At 50.4% G+C, this 19,460-nt stretch carries 15 protein-coding genes; 8 read left to right on the forward strand and 7 right to left on the reverse strand.

Going from position 1 to position 19,460, the window contains the following annotated elements; genetic code table 11:
* Positions 1 to 76 precede the first annotated feature (76 nt).
* Positions 77 to 2,704: a bifunctional acetaldehyde-CoA/alcohol dehydrogenase gene (gene adhE / locus L6H70_RS23105; RefSeq protein ID WP_423802876.1), complete on the reverse strand. Its 2,628-nt coding sequence runs from the start codon at positions 2,702 to 2,704 to the stop codon at positions 77 to 79.
* Between the two features lie 225 nt (positions 2,705 to 2,929).
* Here adhE and pflB point away from each other — a divergent pair, with 225 nt between their 5' ends.
* Together pflB and pflA are read left to right on the forward strand one after the other, a co-directional pair.
* Positions 2,930 to 5,158: a formate C-acetyltransferase gene (pflB, locus tag L6H70_RS23110; RefSeq protein WP_236336498.1), complete on the forward strand. Its 2,229-nt coding sequence runs from the start codon at positions 2,930 to 2,932 to the stop codon at positions 5,156 to 5,158.
* Between the two features lie 13 nt (positions 5,159 to 5,171).
* The gene (gene pflA / locus L6H70_RS23115; RefSeq protein ID WP_236336500.1) at positions 5,172 to 5,912 is read left to right on the forward strand and encodes a pyruvate formate-lyase-activating protein; all 741 of its coding nucleotides are present in this window, start codon (positions 5,172 to 5,174) and stop codon (positions 5,910 to 5,912) included.
* A 189-nt stretch (positions 5,913 to 6,101) separates the two neighbouring features.
* Here the strand turns inward: pflA and L6H70_RS23120 are convergent, their stop codons facing one another.
* Positions 6,102 to 6,347, reverse strand: a complete 246-nt coding sequence (locus tag L6H70_RS23120) for an AbrB/MazE/SpoVT family DNA-binding domain-containing protein (protein ID WP_423802877.1) — start codon at positions 6,345 to 6,347, stop codon at positions 6,102 to 6,104.
* A gap of 315 nt (positions 6,348 to 6,662) precedes the next feature.
* Here L6H70_RS23120 and L6H70_RS23125 point away from each other — a divergent pair, with 315 nt between their 5' ends.
* From L6H70_RS23125 to L6H70_RS23135, 3 genes are all read left to right on the forward strand, one after another.
* Positions 6,663 to 8,873, forward strand: coding sequence for a pectate lyase family protein (locus tag L6H70_RS23125; protein ID WP_236336502.1), 2,211 nt, complete (start codon positions 6,663 to 6,665; stop codon positions 8,871 to 8,873).
* A 174-nt stretch (positions 8,874 to 9,047) separates the two neighbouring features.
* Entirely contained in the window at positions 9,048 to 9,416 is a 369-nt protein-coding gene (locus L6H70_RS23130) for a MerR family transcriptional regulator (protein WP_236336503.1), read from the forward strand.
* Positions 9,417 to 9,499: 83 nt separating this feature from the next.
* Positions 9,500 to 10,261 (forward strand): SDR family oxidoreductase, encoded by a 762-nt coding sequence (locus L6H70_RS23135; RefSeq protein ID WP_236336504.1) that lies wholly within the window; start codon positions 9,500 to 9,502, stop codon positions 10,259 to 10,261.
* Positions 10,262 to 10,311: 50 nt separating this feature from the next.
* On the opposite strand, the gene L6H70_RS23140 is transcribed toward L6H70_RS23135, so the two are convergent.
* Positions 10,312 to 10,872, reverse strand: a complete 561-nt coding sequence (locus tag L6H70_RS23140) for a hypothetical protein (RefSeq protein WP_236336505.1) — start codon at positions 10,870 to 10,872, stop codon at positions 10,312 to 10,314.
* Between the two features lie 172 nt (positions 10,873 to 11,044).
* Here L6H70_RS23140 and L6H70_RS23145 point away from each other — a divergent pair, with 172 nt between their 5' ends.
* From L6H70_RS23145 to L6H70_RS23155, 3 genes are all read left to right on the forward strand, one after another.
* Complete coding sequence (locus L6H70_RS23145) at positions 11,045 to 11,224, forward strand: hypothetical protein (protein ID WP_236336506.1); 180 nt, start codon at positions 11,045 to 11,047, stop codon at positions 11,222 to 11,224.
* A 144-nt stretch (positions 11,225 to 11,368) separates the two neighbouring features.
* Entirely contained in the window at positions 11,369 to 12,211 is an 843-nt protein-coding gene (locus L6H70_RS23150; RefSeq protein WP_236336507.1) for an aldo/keto reductase, read from the forward strand.
* A gap of 218 nt (positions 12,212 to 12,429) precedes the next feature.
* The gene (locus tag L6H70_RS23155) at positions 12,430 to 13,908 is read left to right on the forward strand and encodes a leucine-rich repeat domain-containing protein (RefSeq protein WP_236336508.1); all 1,479 of its coding nucleotides are present in this window, start codon (positions 12,430 to 12,432) and stop codon (positions 13,906 to 13,908) included.
* 76 nt (positions 13,909 to 13,984) lie between these two features.
* Here the strand turns inward: L6H70_RS23155 and L6H70_RS23160 are convergent, their stop codons facing one another.
* The 4 genes from L6H70_RS23160 to L6H70_RS23175 form a co-directional block, all read right to left on the reverse strand.
* Complete coding sequence (locus L6H70_RS23160; protein WP_236336509.1) at positions 13,985 to 14,815, reverse strand: TIGR03915 family putative DNA repair protein; 831 nt, start codon at positions 14,813 to 14,815, stop codon at positions 13,985 to 13,987.
* A gap of 5 nt (positions 14,816 to 14,820) precedes the next feature.
* Positions 14,821 to 16,131 (reverse strand): putative DNA modification/repair radical SAM protein, encoded by a 1,311-nt coding sequence (locus tag L6H70_RS23165; protein ID WP_236336635.1) that lies wholly within the window; start codon positions 16,129 to 16,131, stop codon positions 14,821 to 14,823.
* A gap of 214 nt (positions 16,132 to 16,345) precedes the next feature.
* Positions 16,346 to 18,601 (reverse strand): FAD-dependent oxidoreductase, encoded by a 2,256-nt coding sequence (locus L6H70_RS23170; protein WP_236336510.1) that lies wholly within the window; start codon positions 18,599 to 18,601, stop codon positions 16,346 to 16,348.
* A gap of 31 nt (positions 18,602 to 18,632) precedes the next feature.
* The gene (locus tag L6H70_RS23175) at positions 18,633 to 19,418 is read right to left on the reverse strand and encodes a carbohydrate ABC transporter permease (protein WP_236336636.1); all 786 of its coding nucleotides are present in this window, start codon (positions 19,416 to 19,418) and stop codon (positions 18,633 to 18,635) included.
* Positions 19,419 to 19,460: the final 42 nt, after the last annotated feature.

Below are 19,460 nucleotides of genomic sequence, written 5' to 3' on the forward strand. Positions count from 1 at the left end.
TTTCAGACAAAAGCCTCTCCTTGTTAAAGGGTTGTCTCTGCAACCATTCTCAGGAGAGGCTTATTTTACAATTGTATTAAAATCTGCCGTAGAACGCATTCCGGTAAATGTCTGCAAGCTCTTTGACTAGCGGCATGCGGGGATTGGCTGTGGTACATTGGTCCTCAAAGGCGCGGTCGGCCAGATAATCGACCTTTGATTCGAAATCGGACGGAGCGAAGCCAAGATCCTGGAATTTCTCAGGAATGCCAAGCGATTGATTCAGCTTGCGGATAGCCATAATCAAGCTGTTAACCCCTTCTTCTGTGGTGCTGGCAGGGAACCCGAGCATTCTGGCGATTTCTGCATAACGTTCATCGGCGATGAAATAGTTATATTTCGGGAACGATGCAAATTTTGACGGCTTCGTGGCATTATACCGGATAACATGCGGCATCAGAATGGCGTTTGTGCGCCCGTGCGCCGTATGGTATTCACCGCCCCATTTATGCGCCAAGCTGTGATTGATGCCTAGGAAGGCATTGGCGAAAGCCATCCCTGCAATCGTTGAGGCATTATGCATTTTCTCACGGGCAACCGGGTCCGCCGTATGGAAGGACTTCTCCAGGTGCTGGAATACGAGTCTTATGGCGTGCAGCGCAAGTCCATCGGTATAGTCACTGGCCATGACGGAAACGTAGGCTTCAATGGCATGTGTCAGCACGTCCATCCCGGTGTCTGCGACCGCCGCCTTTGGCAGGGAATAAACAAGCTCCGGATCAATGATCGCCACATCCGGCGTCAGTTCATAATCCGCAAGCGGATATTTCGTATGTCCTTCTTTTTTATCCGTGATGACCGCAAATGAAGTTACTTCCGAGCCTGTTCCTGAGGTTGTCGGGATCGCGACGAATTGGGCTTTGATGCCTAACCGCGGATATTTGTAGACCCGTTTACGGATATCCAGGAATTTCTGTTTGATCGAATGGAAGCTGGTATCCGGGTATTCGTAAAATAACCACATCGCCTTCGCCGCATCCATAGGCGAGCCGCCCCCCAGGGCAATGATGCAGTCCGGCTGGAAGTTCTCCATCATGCGGGTTCCGCGTTCAACCGTCTCTACGGACGGATCGGGCTCAACATCCGCAAAAATCTCAACAGAAACTGGCTCGGTGCGTTTTCGCAGGTAATATTCGATTTTTTCCACATATCCGAGCTTAACCATCATGGCATCAGTAACAATAAGCACCTTGGAGATGTTAGGCATTTTCTCGAGATACTGCGTGGATCCTTTTTCAAAATAGATCTTAGGCGGAATCTTGAACCACTGCATATTCACCCTCCGGTAGGCGACACGTTTGATATTGATCAGGTTCACTGCAGTTACATTGGAGGTGGTTGAGTTTTTGCCGTAGGATCCGCAGCCTAAAGTAAGTGACGGTAAATTGGTGTTGTAAATATCACCGATAGCCCCCTGTGTTGAAGGAGAATTGACAATCACACGTCCGGTCTGTAACCGTTCGGCGAAGGCCTCAATCACTTTATTGTCCTTAGAGTGAATGACAGAAGAGTGTCCCAAACCGCCAAATGCGACGATTTCCGCTGCACGGTCAATGCCTTGTTCGGCAGAGGTTACTTTATAGCAGGCCAGAACCGGGCTCAGCTTCTCAGCGGACAAAGGGAAGTCCGTTCCCACACCCTCCAATTCGGCAACAAGAATTTTCGTATGCTCAGGAAGCTGAAGACCGGCCATCTCAGCAATTTTGTAAGCAGGCTGACCGACAATAGCGCCATTAACTGCACATTTCTCCCCGGTGATCACGAGACCCGAGACTGCCTCTGTTTCCGATTTATCTAAAAAGTAGCACCCGTTGTCTATCATCATTTGGCGAACCTGATCATACACCGGTTCCTCAATGATGAGGGCTTGCTCGGACGCACAGATCATCCCGTTATCGAATGTTTTGGAAAGAATAAGATCGGTGACCGCTTGTCTGAGATCGGCTGTTTTTTCAATAAAGCAAGGTACATTTCCGGGTCCGACGCCAAGCGCTGGTTTGCCTGTACTATAGGCGGCCTTTACCATGGCTGACCCGCCTGTGGCCAGGACCAGAGCTACATCCGGATGGTTCATGAGCAGCTGCGTCGCTTCCAGCGACGGATTCTCGATCCACTGTACACAGTGTGGCGGCGCTCCTTCGGCTACTGCTGCATCCAGCAGTGTTTTTGCCGATTCGCTGCTGCATTTCTGCGCGGAAGGATGAAAAGCAAAAATAATGGGATTTCGCGTCTTCGTGGCAATCAGTGTTTTAAAGATCGTTGTGGAGGTCGGATTCGTAACAGGTGTTACGCCGGCGATAATGCCAACAGGTTCAGCTACCCGCTGATAATTCTCATAAAGATTTTCTTCAATAATTCCAACGGTTTTGTTGTGTTTGATGCTGTTATAAATATACTCTGAGGCAAAAAGGTTCTTAGTAATTTTATCCTCGTACACGCCGCGTCCGGTCTCTTCCACGGCCATCTTGGCAAGCAGCATATGCTTGTCCAGTCCGGCAAGTGCCATTGCTTGTACAACGCGGTCAATCTGTTCCTGATTCATAGAAAGGTACGCTTCTTGCGAAGCCCGGGCACGTGCAACCAGACGGTTGACCTCTTCCTGGGCAGTAGGCTTTTTATTGGTGATGCTTTCGTTATTTTCTGCCTGGCTTTGTGTGACAGCCATCATTTTTCCCCTCCCTGGCATCTACTCGTGCTGCTTGATTCAGGTTACAAAATCAATACAAGCCTTTTTAACAAACACAGTTTTACCTGCATTCGTGATATTATCCCCGTTTCCAGTCTCTACCCATAGTACCCAGTGATGTACCTCCTTTAGATTAGTCAAGACGGATCATACTAAGCACAGCCCATAAACCCATGGCAAAGTAATAAAGGAGGAATTATCACAATGCAGGCATGGGAAGACTTTAAATCAGGAACCTGGCAGGAAGAGATTGATATCCGCCAGTTTATTCAGCTCAACTACGAGCCTTATGAAGGAGATGCGTCTTTTCTGGCTGGTTCCACGGAAGCCACGCAACAGCTCTGGGAACAGTTCATGGAGCTCGCGAAGCAAGAACGTGAACAGGGCGGAGTTCTGGATATGGATACTGACGTGGTTTCCAGTATTATTTCCCATGGCCCCGGCTATTTGAATAAGGAGCTTGAGGTCATCGTGGGTATGCAAACGGAGAAGCCGTTCAAGCGGGCCCTTCAGCCTTACGGCGGGATCCGCATGGCTAAGAATGCTTGTGAATCTTACGGGTATGAGCTGGATCCGGAAATCGAGCATATTTTCTCCACTTACCGGAAAACTCATAATCAAGGTGTATTTGACGGCTATTCACCTGCCATGAGTCTAGCCAGAAAAGCTGGCATTATTACAGGGCTTCCGGATGCGTATGGCCGGGGACGGATTATCGGCGATTACCGGCGGGTTGCCTTATATGGCACGGATTTTCTAGCCAAAAGCAAAAAGGAGGAGCTCTCCTTCTTCGACGAACGCACGATGACTGAGGATGTCATCCGGGCACGTGAAGAAATCGCGGAGCAGCTGCGTGCCCTTACAGAGCTGAAGCAGATGGCGGCCAGCTACGGATTCGATATTACCAAGCCGGCGGAGACCGCGCAGGAAGCTTTTCAATGGCTGTATTTCGGGTATCTTGCCGCGATCAAGGAGCAGAACGGGGCTGCAATGAGTCTTGGCCGCACCTCCACTTTTCTGGACATCTATATAGCGCGTGACCTGAAACAGCAGAGGCTGACGGAGCAAGGGGCGCAGGAGCTCGTCGATCATTTTGTCATGAAGCTGCGTATGGTAAAGTTCGCAAGGACACCGGAATATAACGCGCTGTTCAGCGGCGATCCGACCTGGGTCACCGAGTCCCTTGGAGGCATCGGCCTGGATGGTCGACCGTTAGTGACCAAGAATACTTACCGATTCTTGCATACGCTCGAGACGCTTGGTCCATCGCCGGAACCGAATTTGACCGTACTCTGGTCCACCCGTCTCCCTCAGAAGTTCAAGGAATATTGTGCACGCATGACGATTCAGACCAGCTCTCTTCAATATGAGAATGATGATTTAATGCGGACTTATTTTGGCGATGATTACGGGATTGCCTGCTGTGTGTCCGCCATGCGGATCGGCAAGCAGATGCAGTATTTCGGCGCCCGGGCGAATCTGGCTAAAGCATTGCTGTATGCAATTAATGGCGGGATGGATGAGCAGATGAAGGTGCAGATAGCCCCGCCATTTCGGCCGATTCTGTCGGACAAGCTGGACTATGACGAAGTGATGGCCGCTTTCGACCATGTGATGGAATGGCTTGCGGAACTTTATATCAACACCTTGAATGTAATTCACTACATGCACGATAAATATTGTTATGAGCGTATCGAGATGGCGCTTCATGATCAGGAAACGATGCGGACCATGGCAACCGGGATTGCGGGTCTTTCGGTCGTAACCGACTCGCTCAGTGCCATCAAATATGCAAATGTTCGGCCAGTCCGGGATGAGAACGGTCTTGCTGTCGACTATATAATTGAAGGCGAATATCCTGCTTACGGAAATAACGATAACCGTGCGGATGAGCTTGCGGTAGATCTCGTCAAACGGTTCTACCGCAAGCTTAAGAAACACTCCACCTACAGACAGGCTAGAACCACGATGTCGGTGCTGACCATCACATCAAATGTGGTATATGGTAAGTTGACCGGGAACACCCCGGATGGGAGAAAGAAGGGCGAGCCATTTGCCCCGGGAGCGAACCCGATGCATGGCAGGGACCGGAAAGGTGCGATTGCTTCATTGGCCTCCGTAGCGAAGATTCCTTATGAGTACGCATTGGATGGCATATCGAATACGTTCTCGATTATTCCTGGCGCTCTTGGGAAGAACGAAGAGGATCGAATCCGTAATCTGACCGCGCTGCTTGACGGGTATACAGCCAAGGATGGCCATCATCTTAATATAAATGTGTTTGACACCAAAACCTTGCTTGATGCGATGGAGCATCCGGAGGAGTATCCGCAGCTCACGATACGAGTGTCAGGCTATGCGGTTAATTTCATCAAACTGACGAGAGAGCAGCAGCTTGATGTCATCAACAGAACCTTTCACGAAAAAATCTGACGGGGGAAGCGCTATGGAGCAGTACGAAGGCCGCATTCATTCCATTGAAACCTCCGGTATGGTAGATGGCCCGGGGATCCGGTTCGTTGTATTTATGCAGGGATGCTTACTGCGCTGCCAATATTGCCACAACCCCGATACCTGGACGATTGGGAAAGGCCAACTGGTAACCGTTCAGGAATTAGTGGAAGAAATTCGCGGATATCTCCCCTTCCTGCAGTTTTCCGGGGGCGGAGTAACGGTTAGTGGCGGAGAGCCTCTATTGCAGGCTGATTTTTTGCTTACTCTTTTCCGGGCTCTAAAACGAGAACTCGGTGTTCACACTGCAATCGATTCTTCAGGCGGTTGTTTTAGCCGTCGCGGCCATTTCTTTGAGACGCTGCATCTGTTGATGCAGCATACCGACCTCGTTCTGCTTGACCTGAAGCAGATCGACCCGCAAAAGCATCTCGACCTAACCGGTAAGCCGAACGATCATATTCTCGACTTTGCCCGTTTTCTCTCAGAAACTAATATCCCCGTCTGGATCAGGCATGTCCTTGTTCCTGGACTGACTGATGATGAAGCGGATCTTCGGAAGCTGGCCGACTTTATTAAAACCTTGCGCAATGTAGAGCGGGTTGAGGTCCTGCCTTATCATGAAATGGGAAAGTACAAGTACGAACAGCTTGGTATGAAATATCCTCTTGCTCATATCAAACCACCCGATGAGGAGACCATTCGAATGGCGAGGGAGATATTAGGCGCACATTAGCACTGCTTCTCTGCCCTTCATTGGGCGGCGGATTGTACTGAATCGAGCCCCGGTTCTAAAGAGAATAAAGCAAAAGACACCTCTTGGGTGTCTTTTTCATTTTATCAAATAAGTTATCTATACCCGTTCCACACAATGCTGCTGGATCATTGCTGCGAGTTCATCAAAACTATAAATAACGGACTTCACTCATCTGTCTTTGAGTCTTTTTAAGGTCTCATCATATTCATTGATAACCTCGGACAGACAATCCATGAAATCCTCGCTGATTCCTGCGGGCAATGTGACCTTGGCAGACTTTTTGATAACGATCTCTCCACTTTGGGGATGGACCTCGATTTGAACTGTATCGCCTAACTCCAGGTCAATTTGTTTGAAAGCATCCATCATGGTAATGCCCAGACTATTTCCGAATTTGGTAATCTTCCGTTCCATTTCAATCCCCCTATCCATCGTATTGAATCCGTATCATCATGTTTAACTGTTATAACAATTATATGATAAGTATGGAGATGAGGAATAATTTTCCCTGGAGAGTACCATTCTCCTGTCATATAATCATTAGCCCAGAATTCTGCATGAAACACTCCGATATGAGTAAATGATTGTTTTGGAACCGTTTTGAGCTCTGATATGCTCGGTGTGCCCGGATCAGCGGATAAATGGGGAGGTGACAAGAGGAAGCCCACAGCCTTTTGCAAACGATTACAGAGGTGTATCTGCATCTATTAAAAATTGGGAGGAAATGAAATGAAGAAGTGGATGGCAAAGGCAACCGGTATTCTGTTGTTATTTTCAATGACACTAACTTTAATAGCAGGCGGATGGGGGAATACGGTGGCACATGCTGCGGGCCTTACGATCACTGGCAGCGGAGGCTGGAATGAAGCCGCATATGTAGAATGGTCACCGGTTAGTAATGCCTCTGGATACAATGTCTATGTTAAACCGGCAAGCGCAGCGGATTCGCAGTATCAGCAGATTAATAATGAATTGATCCGCAAATACGCTTCCTATTGGAGAGCTGATGCTGTAGGGTTGGCAGCCGGAAGTTATGTGTTGAAGGTCGAGGCAACACTGACAGGGGGAGGGACGGCCAGTGCTGTATCCGATACGTTATCTGTAGCGTCGTTTGACCGGTCCGGATTTGCTTTTTCGGGAAACTCTCCGTTAGGCACAGGTTCAGGCGCATATAATGCGAACGGCACCTTGAGAAGCGGCGCTCAAGTTCTGTATATCACCTCCCAGAATGCACAAACCGTAACGCTTCCTGTAAAAGTCAGCAGCTCAGGTGCTGTACAAAACGGCGTGGGTTTGGGCGGGATTTTGACCCTAAGACAAAAAGGCTACGACACCACTCCGCTCGCCATCCGGATTATTGGCAAAGTTACGGCCTCAGATTTGAGCGGGCAGCTGAACAGCAGCGGGTATCTTCAGGTCAAAGGGAAAAGCAATTATTCGGAAATGAATATTACAATTGAAGGGATCGGGGACGATGCTTACGCCTATGGCTGGGGACTGCTTCTGAGATATGTCGGTAATGTGGAAGTAAGAAACCTGGGCCTGATGTTATTCCCGGACGATGGCGTGTCGATGGACACGGGGAATGCGAATGTGTGGGTTCATAATAATGATATTTTTTACGGATCTGCAGGAGGGGATGCGGACCAGGCGAAGGGAGACGGTTCCACAGACCTTAAGAACGGTTCGTCGTACATCACGATCTCTTACAATCACTACTGGGATTCCGGAAAATCTTCGCTGGTCGGGCTGACCGAGCCGTCAGAATTCTTCGCCACCTTCCATCATAACTGGTTCGATCATTCGGATTCCCGTCATCCGCGTATCCGTGTGGCCTCTGTTCATATCTATAATAACTTCTATGATGGCATCTCAAAATATGGCGTTGGTGTTACTAGCGGAGGCTCCGCCTTTGTTGAATCCAACTATTTTAGACATACCAAATATCCGATGATGATTTCCCTGCAAGGCACGGATGCTCTGGGAGAAGAAGGTACATTCTCAGGCGAGAATGGCGGGATGATCAAAGCCTACAACAATCTTGTTGTGGATGCGGCCAGTCTGATTTATGCCAACTCCAATACCGGAACAGCTCCGGCTAACGCAACTTCTTTTGATGCGTATCTGGCATCGGCGAGAAATGAAACCGTTCCAGGCTCATACAAGGCATTAACGGGCGGAACCGCTTATAACAACTTCGATACAACGGTTAACACGGGAGTAAGTGCATCTGCCGTTGACAGCGTAAGCACAGTAGAACAGATTGTTACGGCAAAAGCCGGCCGTCTGGACAGCGGAGACTTCACCTGGACTTTCAATGATTCCGTGGATGACGCATCCTATGAACTCAATACAGCATTGATGTCCGCAATCAGAAGCTACACCACCGGGCTTGTATCAGTAGGCGGCAACTCCAATCCAACGAGCCCGACACCGACACCAACTGCAACAGCTACTGCTACGCCAACGGCATCTCCTGTACCAACAGCAACTCCTACGGCAACGACAACACCTGCACCAACAGCGACTCCGACACCAACAGCAACTCCTGTACCAACAGCAACTCCTGTACCAACCGCAACGGCTACACCGACAGCAACTCCAGCCACTGGAGCTTATGTCCATAACTTTACCACGTCGGGGACAACAAGCAGCTTCTTCAATATTCAAGGCAATCTCTCCACCAGCAAGGGGACGGTCGTCTATAATGGTCTGACCCTGACCCAATGTCTGAAAATCGAGAGCTCGACCAGCATCGCGTTCACTGCAACGAAAGCTTCTACCTTAACTTTAGTATTCAACGCCGAAGGAACCCAGATTAAAGTGGACGGAACAAGCTATCCGATCACCAACCGTATTGCCACGGTATCTCTTGCGGCAGGCCCACATACCATTACGAAGGACAGTACTGCGAATCTGTATTACATTGAGTTGAAATAGTATTGGCTGCGAGAATTTAGTGGCAATTGAAGGGCCATCGGCCGGTCAAAAGCAGAAAGCGACCTTTAGGGGTCGCTTTTCTCTATTCTAAATATTTTTTCTTGACTTAAACCATGATTTAAGTCGTATGCTAGTCGTGTCGACACTGATAGAACAGATTTGGAGGCCTTCAAAATGAAATATGTTTCGATTGGTGAAGCTTCGGCCACTTATAAGATTCCGGAATCCACGTTAAGGTATTATGAGAAGCAAGGCTTGCTGCCGCTGATGGAGCGTGATGCCGCCGGCCGGCGGTTGTTCTCGGAAATGCAGATGGCGCTGCTTGAAACGGTGCTTCGTTTGAAGCAGACACATATGCCCATCCACGATATCAGGCAATATATCGCCTGGGTCATTGAAGGGGATAGCACCACCCGGCTCCGGCTGGACATGATGACGAAGCACAAGCAGGCGGTGCTGGATGAAATTGCAACCATGACAGACGCGCTGAAGGGAATAGATTATAAAATTGACCGGTATAGAGGTCGGTTACAGAACAAATAGATGATATATAGATTGAATAGTAACGGCTCATCCCCAAATAGAAAAAATCACAAGTTTAATCTATATAGAAAAGAGGAACATTCATGAAGCTGACAGGAAACACTATACTTATCACTGGCGGAAGTGCCGGAATCGGGCTGGCTTTTGCAGAGCGGTTTATCCGGGCGGGGAATCAGGTGATCGTCTGTGGGCGGCGTGAAGGGGCACTCCAAAAGGCGCAAGAACAACTGCCCGGTCTGATTACCCGTGTAGTTGACTTGAATGTGGAGTCCGAACGCGTGGCTTTGTTTGATTGGGTCACCAGAGACTATCCGGATGTTAATGTGTTGGTGAACAATGCCGGGACTCAGCAACGGTTCAATGTGCTAAAAGCCGATGCCAGAGACAACTGGAGCTACTTCAATCAGGAGATTACAACTAATCTGGACGCACCTTTCCACCTCTCCCTGCTGTTTGCTCCGTTTTTAGCGGAAAAAGAGGCGGCTACCATCATAAACGTGACCTCCGGACTGGCCTTTACGCCGTTTGCCATCGCTCCGATCTATTCCGCAACCAAGGCGGCGCTACATTCGTTCACGATGAGCCTGCGGCACCAGCTGTCCGGGACATCTGTTGAAGTCATTGAGGTGGCTCCTCCGGCTGTCAATACCGACCTAGGCGGTGCAGGATTACATTCCCACGGGGAACCTCTGGATGCATTCGCAGATGGGATCTTCAAAGGGTTGGAAGAGGGGAAACAGGAGATCGGTTACGGGACTTCGGTAGACCGTCTGCGTATGTCCCGGGATCAAGTGGACGAGTACACATCTAATATGTATCAGGCTACGAAAAGTATGATTGAATAAGGTGAACAGACGGCTATATAGCAAAGGCAAGGCCCCCCGGCCCTGCCTTTTTATTTTGTACTAATATCCGCTTGCTTCACATATGTATCATTCCAAAGCTGGGCCTCGATATATCGGTTCTTTTGATCTAAATCTTTTAGGAAGGATGTGATATCGCTAGTCGTTTCATGGATGAAATGAAATAATGATTCTTTAGTAAAAGGGTTCATCCGGTCCGCGGAATCCATTATGGACATACTATCGCCAAAGGTAAAGCTGATGTCGGCCGGGTCTATATCGTTCAATAGCAGCTTTGTTTGCAGCCCATGGTCAAACCACTGATTCAAATAGGTGCTTTCCCCCAGCACAAAATAAATCGGGTGTGCACTTTGCGGGTTCCCTCCTAAAGCTACAAATGAACTGTAGAGCCACTCCTCTGTGCGGATTCTTTTTTTGTAGTAACCGTCAAAGTCCTTGTCACAAAACCGGCTAAATGAGGTGAACGTGGTGCTTGTATATTGGGAGAGTTCTTTTGCCAGCGAATAAGCATCATTAACTGAAAGCTTGGTAAGGCTGTCCGCGGGGGAACATCTTTTATCGCAATAATTGGTTATATACAGACTTTGGGACAACGCGCTCACTCCTAATCACATTTTATGCTGAGAGCCAACTACATCCTCTGATGAGTTTCCTTTTTCTTATATTATTTAACTTTTATAAACAGTATAAGACAGTTTTTCGTATAATGAAGTGAAATGTGCTTCTTTTCGAACAGAGATTCGGAGGAGAAAGGCTGGAATCGGCATGGCAGCAAATTGGTGGCTTGCACTCATTATTATGGTTGTATTAAACGGAATATTGGTCTGGACTTTGTTTACAGGGCTGGAGCCTACAAGCCGCAAGGCCAAGAAGTGGTTTTTTATCGTCGTGAATGGTATCGGGCTCATTCTGGCGGTTTCGCAATTTTTCTGGATGGATTTTTAAGAATGGGTTCGTGATGCAAGACAGGTCAGCCGGTTCTTCGGAGCGTGCTCACTTGTCTTGTTTCTTTTTTATAATGGGCGGTATTTTGCCTAAGGAGGCTGGAAGTGCTATGGTTAAATTAACCTAGCTAAGGAGGTAATACAGATGAGCCAGAAGATTCCGGAGAAGGTGTTGAACGATGGCCTGAAGGTGCCGGCTATAGGTTTTGGAACAGCTTTTATTAAGGGTACAGAGGGAGTGAAGGTGCTCACTGCTGCCATTGATGCCGGGTACCGGCTGATTGATTCGGCGTTCAACTATGAGAATGAGGGCATGGTCGGACAAGCTGTCCGCCAGAGTGCGGTGCCGAGGGAAGAGCTGCTGATTACTTCGAAGCTGCCGGGCCGTCATCATGCCTACAAGGAAGCACTGGAGACGATAGAGGAATCATTATATAGAGGCGGTCTGGATTACTACGATCTGTATCTGATCCATTGGCCTAATCCTAAAGTTGATAAGTATGTGGAAGCCTGGCAGGCGATGATCGAGGCGAAGAAACGCGGGTATATCCGCTCCATTGGCGTCTGCAATTTCCTGCCGGAACATAATGAACGTATTATAAAAGAGACGGGGGTCGCTCCGAGCATCAATCAGGTGGAGCTGCATCCGTTATTTAATCAGGAGCTGCAGCTTGCGAAGGATGCTGAACACGGCATTATCACGGAATCCTGGAGTCCGCTGGGCCGAGGCCACAGTATGCTGGAGAATGAACAGATAGGCAGCATCGCCGCAGCTCATGACAAAACACCGACCCTAGCCATACTGCGTTGGCATATTCAGCTTGGCGCGGTTCCTATCCCTAGAGCGAGTTCCCTTGCGCATCAGAAGGAGAATCTGGAGATCTTTGATTTTGAGCTATCGGAAGCGGAGATGAAGGTCATCTCGGGACTTGGGAGGGAAGACGGGCGGTTGTGGGGGCAGGACCCGGCAACATATGAAGAGATGTAAACGTAGAGTCAGCAGTACGCCTTAACACCCGGAAGGGTGTTTTTTTATGTTCAAGACAGCGGGTGAGGACCGGGGATTGCAACAAAACGGCTAATTCGTGCAAGAAAAAGAACATCAATAAAATCCATTAAAACCCATTTATGTCACTATGGTTTTTGAGTTTTACAGATTATACTGAAAGGAGGCTATGCTACCGATATGCCAAGGGGGAGTTATTAATGTATAACAGGAGCCGGAAAATGAGAAGGGGGCGCTCTCTTTTAATTGGAGGATGCTTAGTATTGGCCTTGGTATTGGTATCCGGATGCACAGCGAAGTCTGAAGGCGGCATGAACTTGAAACAAAGCGCTGCTCCCGGTGTTCAAAGTATTGTGTTCAAAGATACGCACTTCGAGCAGTTCATCAGAGAGCTTATGCAAGCCGGGCAATCGGACATCTCCCCTTCGGATTTGAACTCTATCGAGGATCTGCCTATTTATCAAGCTGGAGAGATTACTAGTCTGGAGGATCTGCAATGGTTCCCAAACCTGAAGTTTCTGACTGTTAACAAACAGCTGGTTACTGATTTGGCTCCGCTAGCCAAGCTGAAGAAGATTGAATCAATCCGAATAACGGGCTGTCAGGTAGCAGATTTAGCTCCTCTGCAAGACTTGAAAACTTTGAAATATTTGTACCTGGACAGCAATAACATTCAGGATATTACGCCAATCCAGAGCATAACCAATCTGGTCATACTCTCTATAAAAGATAATCAGATTACTGATATCCAAGCAGTGAGGGAGCTTGGTAAGCTGGAGGATGTAAACCTTAGCTCCAATCAAATTAAGGATATCGGCCCCTTATATTCCCTGGCGAAAATGAAAAATGTGGAATTGAAGGATAATAAAATAACAAGCATCGAGGGTATTCAATATTGGAATGAGCTAGAAACCCTGGATGTCAGCGGGAATCCTATTGGCAATTATCTTCCTTTGAAGAGTCTAAGTCCCACGGTATTCATAAGACCGGAAATTACTGAGGACCAAGACAGCTCTGGAATAGATGAAAGGCGGCAAGTCGCAGCGAAGAGAATGATGGAAGAGGGAGACCGGTACCTTGACCGGATTATGAATGATGTAGAAGGAGACGGCTTCACGAATCATGTAATGGCTGAGATTAGTTATAGGGCATTCTTGTCATTTGAGATGAATGAGTCACTGAGAACAGAATATGAGGATAGACTTCGGAGAACATCGGTACAAGATGATAATTGTTCTATATTCTCTGGTATCTCTAAAGATGGAGTACATTTCATAGCCGTTGCCAATCCCCAGCAGGATTCCGAATCCTATGAGCCGACCATTAACACAATCACTGGAAACGATAAAGAATACGAGCTTTTTAACAGTTTACTGGAGCCGCCAGGCATTGCTGACCCAATCTATTATGCTGTTGATTTGTATGTGGAGGATTTGTTAGGAGAAAATCAGGAATTCGAAGTTGAGCTGTGGGAGCCCTCAGTTGGAGCAGTTGATTACCCTGTAGAGCATCCAGAGCTTGATGCCAATGTTGAAAAGATTCTAAAAAAATACAACCGAGCAGCACCCTCACCTATTCTTCAAAATAAAAAATGGAATTTATTCCTCTTCCAATCCTACTCTATACACCCGGTCTTTATGCTGCGATACAACGGTGAGGTTATTGAACTTCAAGGTTGATGTAGAAGGCTCAATTAAGCGCAGTCAAGTTGCAAGAGAATATCCCAGTAAAAAGACACCGCAGCCGGTGTCTTTGTTACTGCAATTCCCGCTGCCCGCTCTTCAGCCGGCGTGCAGTCCGCTCCTGTCTGGCAGCAAGCGCCGGCAGGGCCGGAGGGTTTCCGTTCATCTCCGGCAGCTGCTTCCAGTAGCGCTTCGGCATCAGGGATGCCCGCAGCCGGTCGTTCCTGCGCTGCTTGATTCCGATGGCATTGTAGAATCCTTGCCAGAGTCGGCGGTAGGCGGCTTCCGCTTCGTCCGGCTCGGGCGGAGTCCATTCCTGAAGCGGTATGATGGCCTGCCGGCCGGGCTGGTGGAGGAGCGCCATCCCATGGGTCTTGTCGTAGATCATGAAGCTCTCATTCTGGAACCGGTCGCAGAAATGATCCTCAATGACGGGAAGGATATACCCCCGGGGTTCAATCACTGCCGCCATGACTGGGCCATATACGCTGAACCGCACGAAGCCCAGATAATGATGCCCTTCCCGCCGGAGCTGCTGGACAGCCTTATTCAGGGCACTTACCGTATCGTCGGCGAGCATGTTCATGACCTTGCGGCCATGGGTAAAGCCGAGATACAGGAAGTTCAGCAGCAGCATTTCTTTATCTGCGGCATTAGACCAGAAGCCGAGCCGCACCAGCTCCTCCGCCTCGGGAGAGATCTTCAGCGGGATGGAGCGCAGCACCCGGCCGGCCTTGACGCTGTCGGTTTCAATCCATTTGGACTCCAGCAGCAGCCCTTGACCGTCGCCGTCCGAGTGGATGGCCAGCGGAGTTTCCTTCCACTCATAGCTCTCGAACACGCAGCATAGCAGGCCCTCAAAGCTGCCGTCATAAGTGTAGGCCAAGGCGGTTGTCTTGAACATGACACCTAGACCCCTTTTCCGAAAGTGGCCGCTGTGCTTGCCTCCGGCAAGGCGGCCATATAGCTGTCGTCGAAGAAGGAGAGCTGCTCGACTTCCGGCAGCTGAAACTTGGCCAGCTCCTGCCCGGACATGAGCGAACGAAGCAGGGTATGCTCGCCCACCTTTAGCCCCTCCAGCGGTTTGCCTTTGCAGGTAATGAAGAACTGGGCGCGTTTGAGCACCACGCCGAGCTTCTTCAGCGCGTAGAAATCCAGGCTTCCGGCCTTGCGCGCCTTGAGAATCCGCTGGGCGCTTCTTACGCCGATGCCGGGCACGCGCAGCAGCGTCTCATAGGGTGCGCGGTTAATCTCCACCGGGAACTGCTCCCGGTGGTTGATGGCCCAGCTGCATTTCGGGTCCAGCAGCGGGTTGAAGTTGGGCGCGGCTTCATCCAGCAGCTCCTTAGCCTCAAACCCGTAGAAACGCAGCAGCCAATCCGCCTGATAGAGCCGGTGCTCCCGCAGCAGCGGCGGTTTCGTATCGAGTGCGGGCAGGAGCGAATCCTCGACCACAGGGGTATAGGCAGAATAGAAAATACGCTTTAGCCCGTACTTCTTGTACAGGCCTTCCGTAAGGTTCAGAATCTGATAATCGGTATCCGGCGTGGCGCCGACAATCATCTGGGTGCTCTGACCGGCAGGCGCGAAGCGGGGAGCATGCTTATATTTGACGAGGTCCGAGCTGTTCTCGGTAATCTTACTTTTGATGAGGCCCATAGGCTTAAGAATGGATTGTTTGCTCTTGTCCGGAGCCAGCCGGTTGAGACTTTCCTGGGAGGGCAGCTCAATGTTGACGCTCATGCGGTCGGCAAGCAGGCCGAGCCGGGACAGCAGCACATCGTCTGCGCCGGGAATGGCTTTTACATGGATATATCCTCTGAAATTATAGACGTTGCGCAGCAGCTCAAGGGCGGCAATCAGCTGCTCGGTGGTATAATCGGGACTCCGCATGATGCCGGAGCTGAGGAACAGGCCCTCTATGTAATTGCGGCGGTAGAACTGCATCGTAAGATTGGCAATCTCCTCGGGTGTAAAAGCAGCCCTCCGTGTAGGATTGGATTTACGGTTCACGCAGTAGGCGCAGTCATAAATGCAGCCGTTAGTCATAAGGACCTTGAGCAGCGAAATGCAGCGTCCGTCCGCTGCGAAGCTGTGACAGATGCCCATGCTGACCGCATTGCCCAGGCTTCCGGACTGTCCTGAACGGCTTGCCCCGCTTGAGGTGCAGGCTACATCATATTTAGCCGAAGCTGTTAAAATTTCAAGTTTCTCCATCATATCCACGGAAACACACTCCTCATAAGGAGTAGTATATACCGAACAAATGTTCCTGTCAAAGTCACTCAGTGGCTGATGACAGAGATAATCTGGCCGGGTTCGTTCTGGTGTTCCACGCGCAAAAAAGGAGCCTTGCCGCCGGACTTCAGCGGGAGGCTCCTTTCTGTTTATAGGAGTTGCAACGGCAGGCTCTTGCATCCTCTATCACCGGATATTAAGCATATGCGCGAACTTCAATAATCTCGGCATACGGGGAACCATTAGTTGCTGTAACGACCACCCTGACAGCCCGGGTCTCAAGCGGGGCTTCCAGCAGATGAACCCGTTTCCGCTTCCGGTTGTTCTGCTCACTAAGCACGGTCACCCAGTTTCCCGTATCATCAAGCCATTCGAGACGATAGCTGCGGACCAGTTCGGGAATCACCTCGAAAGGGGTCCGGTGATGATGCAGATTGATCAGATCCTCATTCACATCATCATTAAATATAAGCTGAATTTCCCGGATCTGCTGCTTCTCCGCCCATTCCAGGGCAAGCCAGGGCTCTGTATCCTGTTCAAGAGATTCCGAGAGCCAGAGATGCGGTCCGCCATACGGCCGCCGGTATCCGTCTATCACATGCTCCGGCCGGTAGGCGCTGGTAGGAAAGGAGGTGCGCAGGCAAAAGACCTTACGGACCAGGCGTTTGGTGCTCCATTCCACCACAGGCTGGCTGCTGTCGTGGTCTTCCAAATCTTTGGAGACCCCTGGAGCTGCCCCCCGCTCCAAGGCCAGCAGTCCGCTCAGCGGCTTAGCGGTAAGATACAGCTGAATCGCTGGATTCCTGCGTACGATGATAAAGGCATTTTGAGCCTCCGCTGGTGTCCAGTCCAGGCTGACGGGTACCCATTGCCTGTCTCCTGCGCTTACAGATATTTCAGCCTCATATTCCAGTACAGCCGGCACATAATTTTCCGGCCGGCCGGTGCTCCAGAGTTCAACCTTCAGCGTCGTATCCTGTGCCGCATTCAGCAGCCAATCTAGGGTTCCGCTTATCCCCGGATCAGCGGGAAGCAGCATGGCAATGTCATGCTCCAGGGGATACCTTTCCTCGCCTGCACCGATGGAGATCCCGGACAGGAAGGAGGAGGCGGACACCTTGGCCTGGCGGGCCAGGTCGGCATCATCAGAGTTGACCAGGCCGAGAACTGAAGCATCCTGCTTCAGCAGTATCTGCTGCAGGGCCGGAGTATGCTCCCGCGACAGCTCTGCAGGCGTTAGGCCCTTATCCACACAAAGTGCGGCGGCTGTTCCGGCGGCCTCACCCATGATGGCGCAGGTAGCCATGACTCTCGTGGTCCCGAACGCGACATGGGTCGCGCTAATGTTGCGCCCAGCAAACAGCAGATTGGACACATTAACCGAATACAGGCTGCGCAGCGGAATATGGTAGTTTCCGTCAGCATGCATATGCTTCGAACCGCTGGCTTCCGCATACATGCCCTGCGGCGGATGCAGATCAATCGACCAGCCGCCGAAGGCTACCCGGTCCTCAAACAGCTTCTGGCTGATAATATCATTCTGGGTCAGTGTATATTCTCCGGTGAAGCGGCGGTATTCCCGCTTGCCGGGCTGGGAGCCGACCCATTCGAGGGTCATATTCCCGGCATCGAAATGGCCGGAATTCTTGATGTAATCCCAGATTCCGTAGATGACAGCCCAGAGCTCGTCACGGATCCGTTCGTTGTCGTGCACGATATCCAGCTCCCCGCCCCATTCGATCCACCAGTAATGGCAGCCCGAATCGCCGCTGCGGATAACCCGCTTCATGGGGATGTTCGTCTGGGAAATATCCTTGGCGAAGGATGGCGGAACGAATCTCACGGGGTGACCGGCATCCTTGGTATAGAAGAGTAGCGTACTGCCGAGTGTAATGTCATCAGCTGTCTCCGGAGCCCATTCTTCATTATATTCATGCCGCGCTTCCCGGCCGATCCGGAATTTGGCCCCGGCCAGGAATCCGATCAGGCCATCGCCCGTACAATCGAGGAAGACCGGACTCTCAAAGCGGATTCTCCGCTCCGAGCCCATCATCCAGCCGGTAACCGCCTGGATCTGCCGCGCATCTTCTTCACCTCCGGCCTCAACTTCATGCACATCGGTATTGAGGTAGAGGGTGATGTTGGGTTCGGCGAGGACGGTTTCTAGAATAACCAGATCCCACAGATAGGGATTGCCGTCCGGATTACGGTACTGGTTCTCCACGAACAGCTCACCCATGATTCCCGTCTCCCTGGCGTAGCGGTTCGTGCCGTGGGCGGTCGCCCCGCACACCCATACCCGCACCTCGCTGCTGGAATTGCCGCCCAGAACGGGACGGTTCTGAATTAGTGCCACCTTTTTGCCCAGGCGGGCGGCAGCAACAGCGGCACATACACCTGCCAGCCCTCCGCCCACTACCGTAACGTCACTGCGTACATGCTCACTTTTCATAACGGTTTCGCTCTCCCTTCATGCAGGCTGATCAGCCTTTGACTGCCGAGCTTGCCACACCTTCGATAATATATTTCTGCCCGATCAGGAATACGAGGATCATCGGGATAATACCGGCGGTCGCTGCCGCCATCATTCCGTTGTAGTCCACGTTATTCTCGAGAATGAAATTCTGCAGGCCAAGCGGAACGGTGAACAGATCATGGTCGATCAGAAAGACGAGGGCATTCTCATAGTCATTCCAGTGCCATGAGAAGTCGATGATTGCCAGGGTAGCCAGCGAAGGCTTGGCCATCGGCAGGATAATCCGCGAGAAGATTCGGAAATGGCCGGCGCCGTCGATAAAGGCTGCTTCAGAAATCTCATGGGGTACGGAGAGGAAAAACTGCCGCATCATGAATACCCCGAAGATGGTGAACATTCCGGGCAGAATAAGCGCCCAGTGAGTGTTGTAAATGCCGGCCCACTCGAACATGATGAATTTGGGCACAAACAGCACCTGGGGGGGAACCATCATCATGGATAAGTACACCAGGAACATTGTATTCCGGCCTTTGAACTCTATTCTGGAAAATCCATAGGCGGCTAACGCGGACAGGCAGACAGCGCCAACGGTACTGAGCACCGCAACCTTCAGTGAATTCAGGTAATACAGCACAAAGCTGTTATCCCCCGTCCAGACCTTCACATGATGGCTCCAATTGAAATGAGTGGGAATCCACCGGATCGGGTACTGGAATACTTCCGCCGGGGTTTTAAAGGAAGTACTGATCATCCACAGGAAGGGCACGATCATCACTATGCTGAAGAACAGCATAATCAGCGTGGCGATACTCTTATTGATTACGGTTTTGTTCAA

The organism is Paenibacillus auburnensis (assembly GCF_927798115.1).
Lineage (GTDB): Bacteria > Bacillota > Bacilli > Paenibacillales > Paenibacillaceae > Paenibacillus_AQ > Paenibacillus_AQ auburnensis.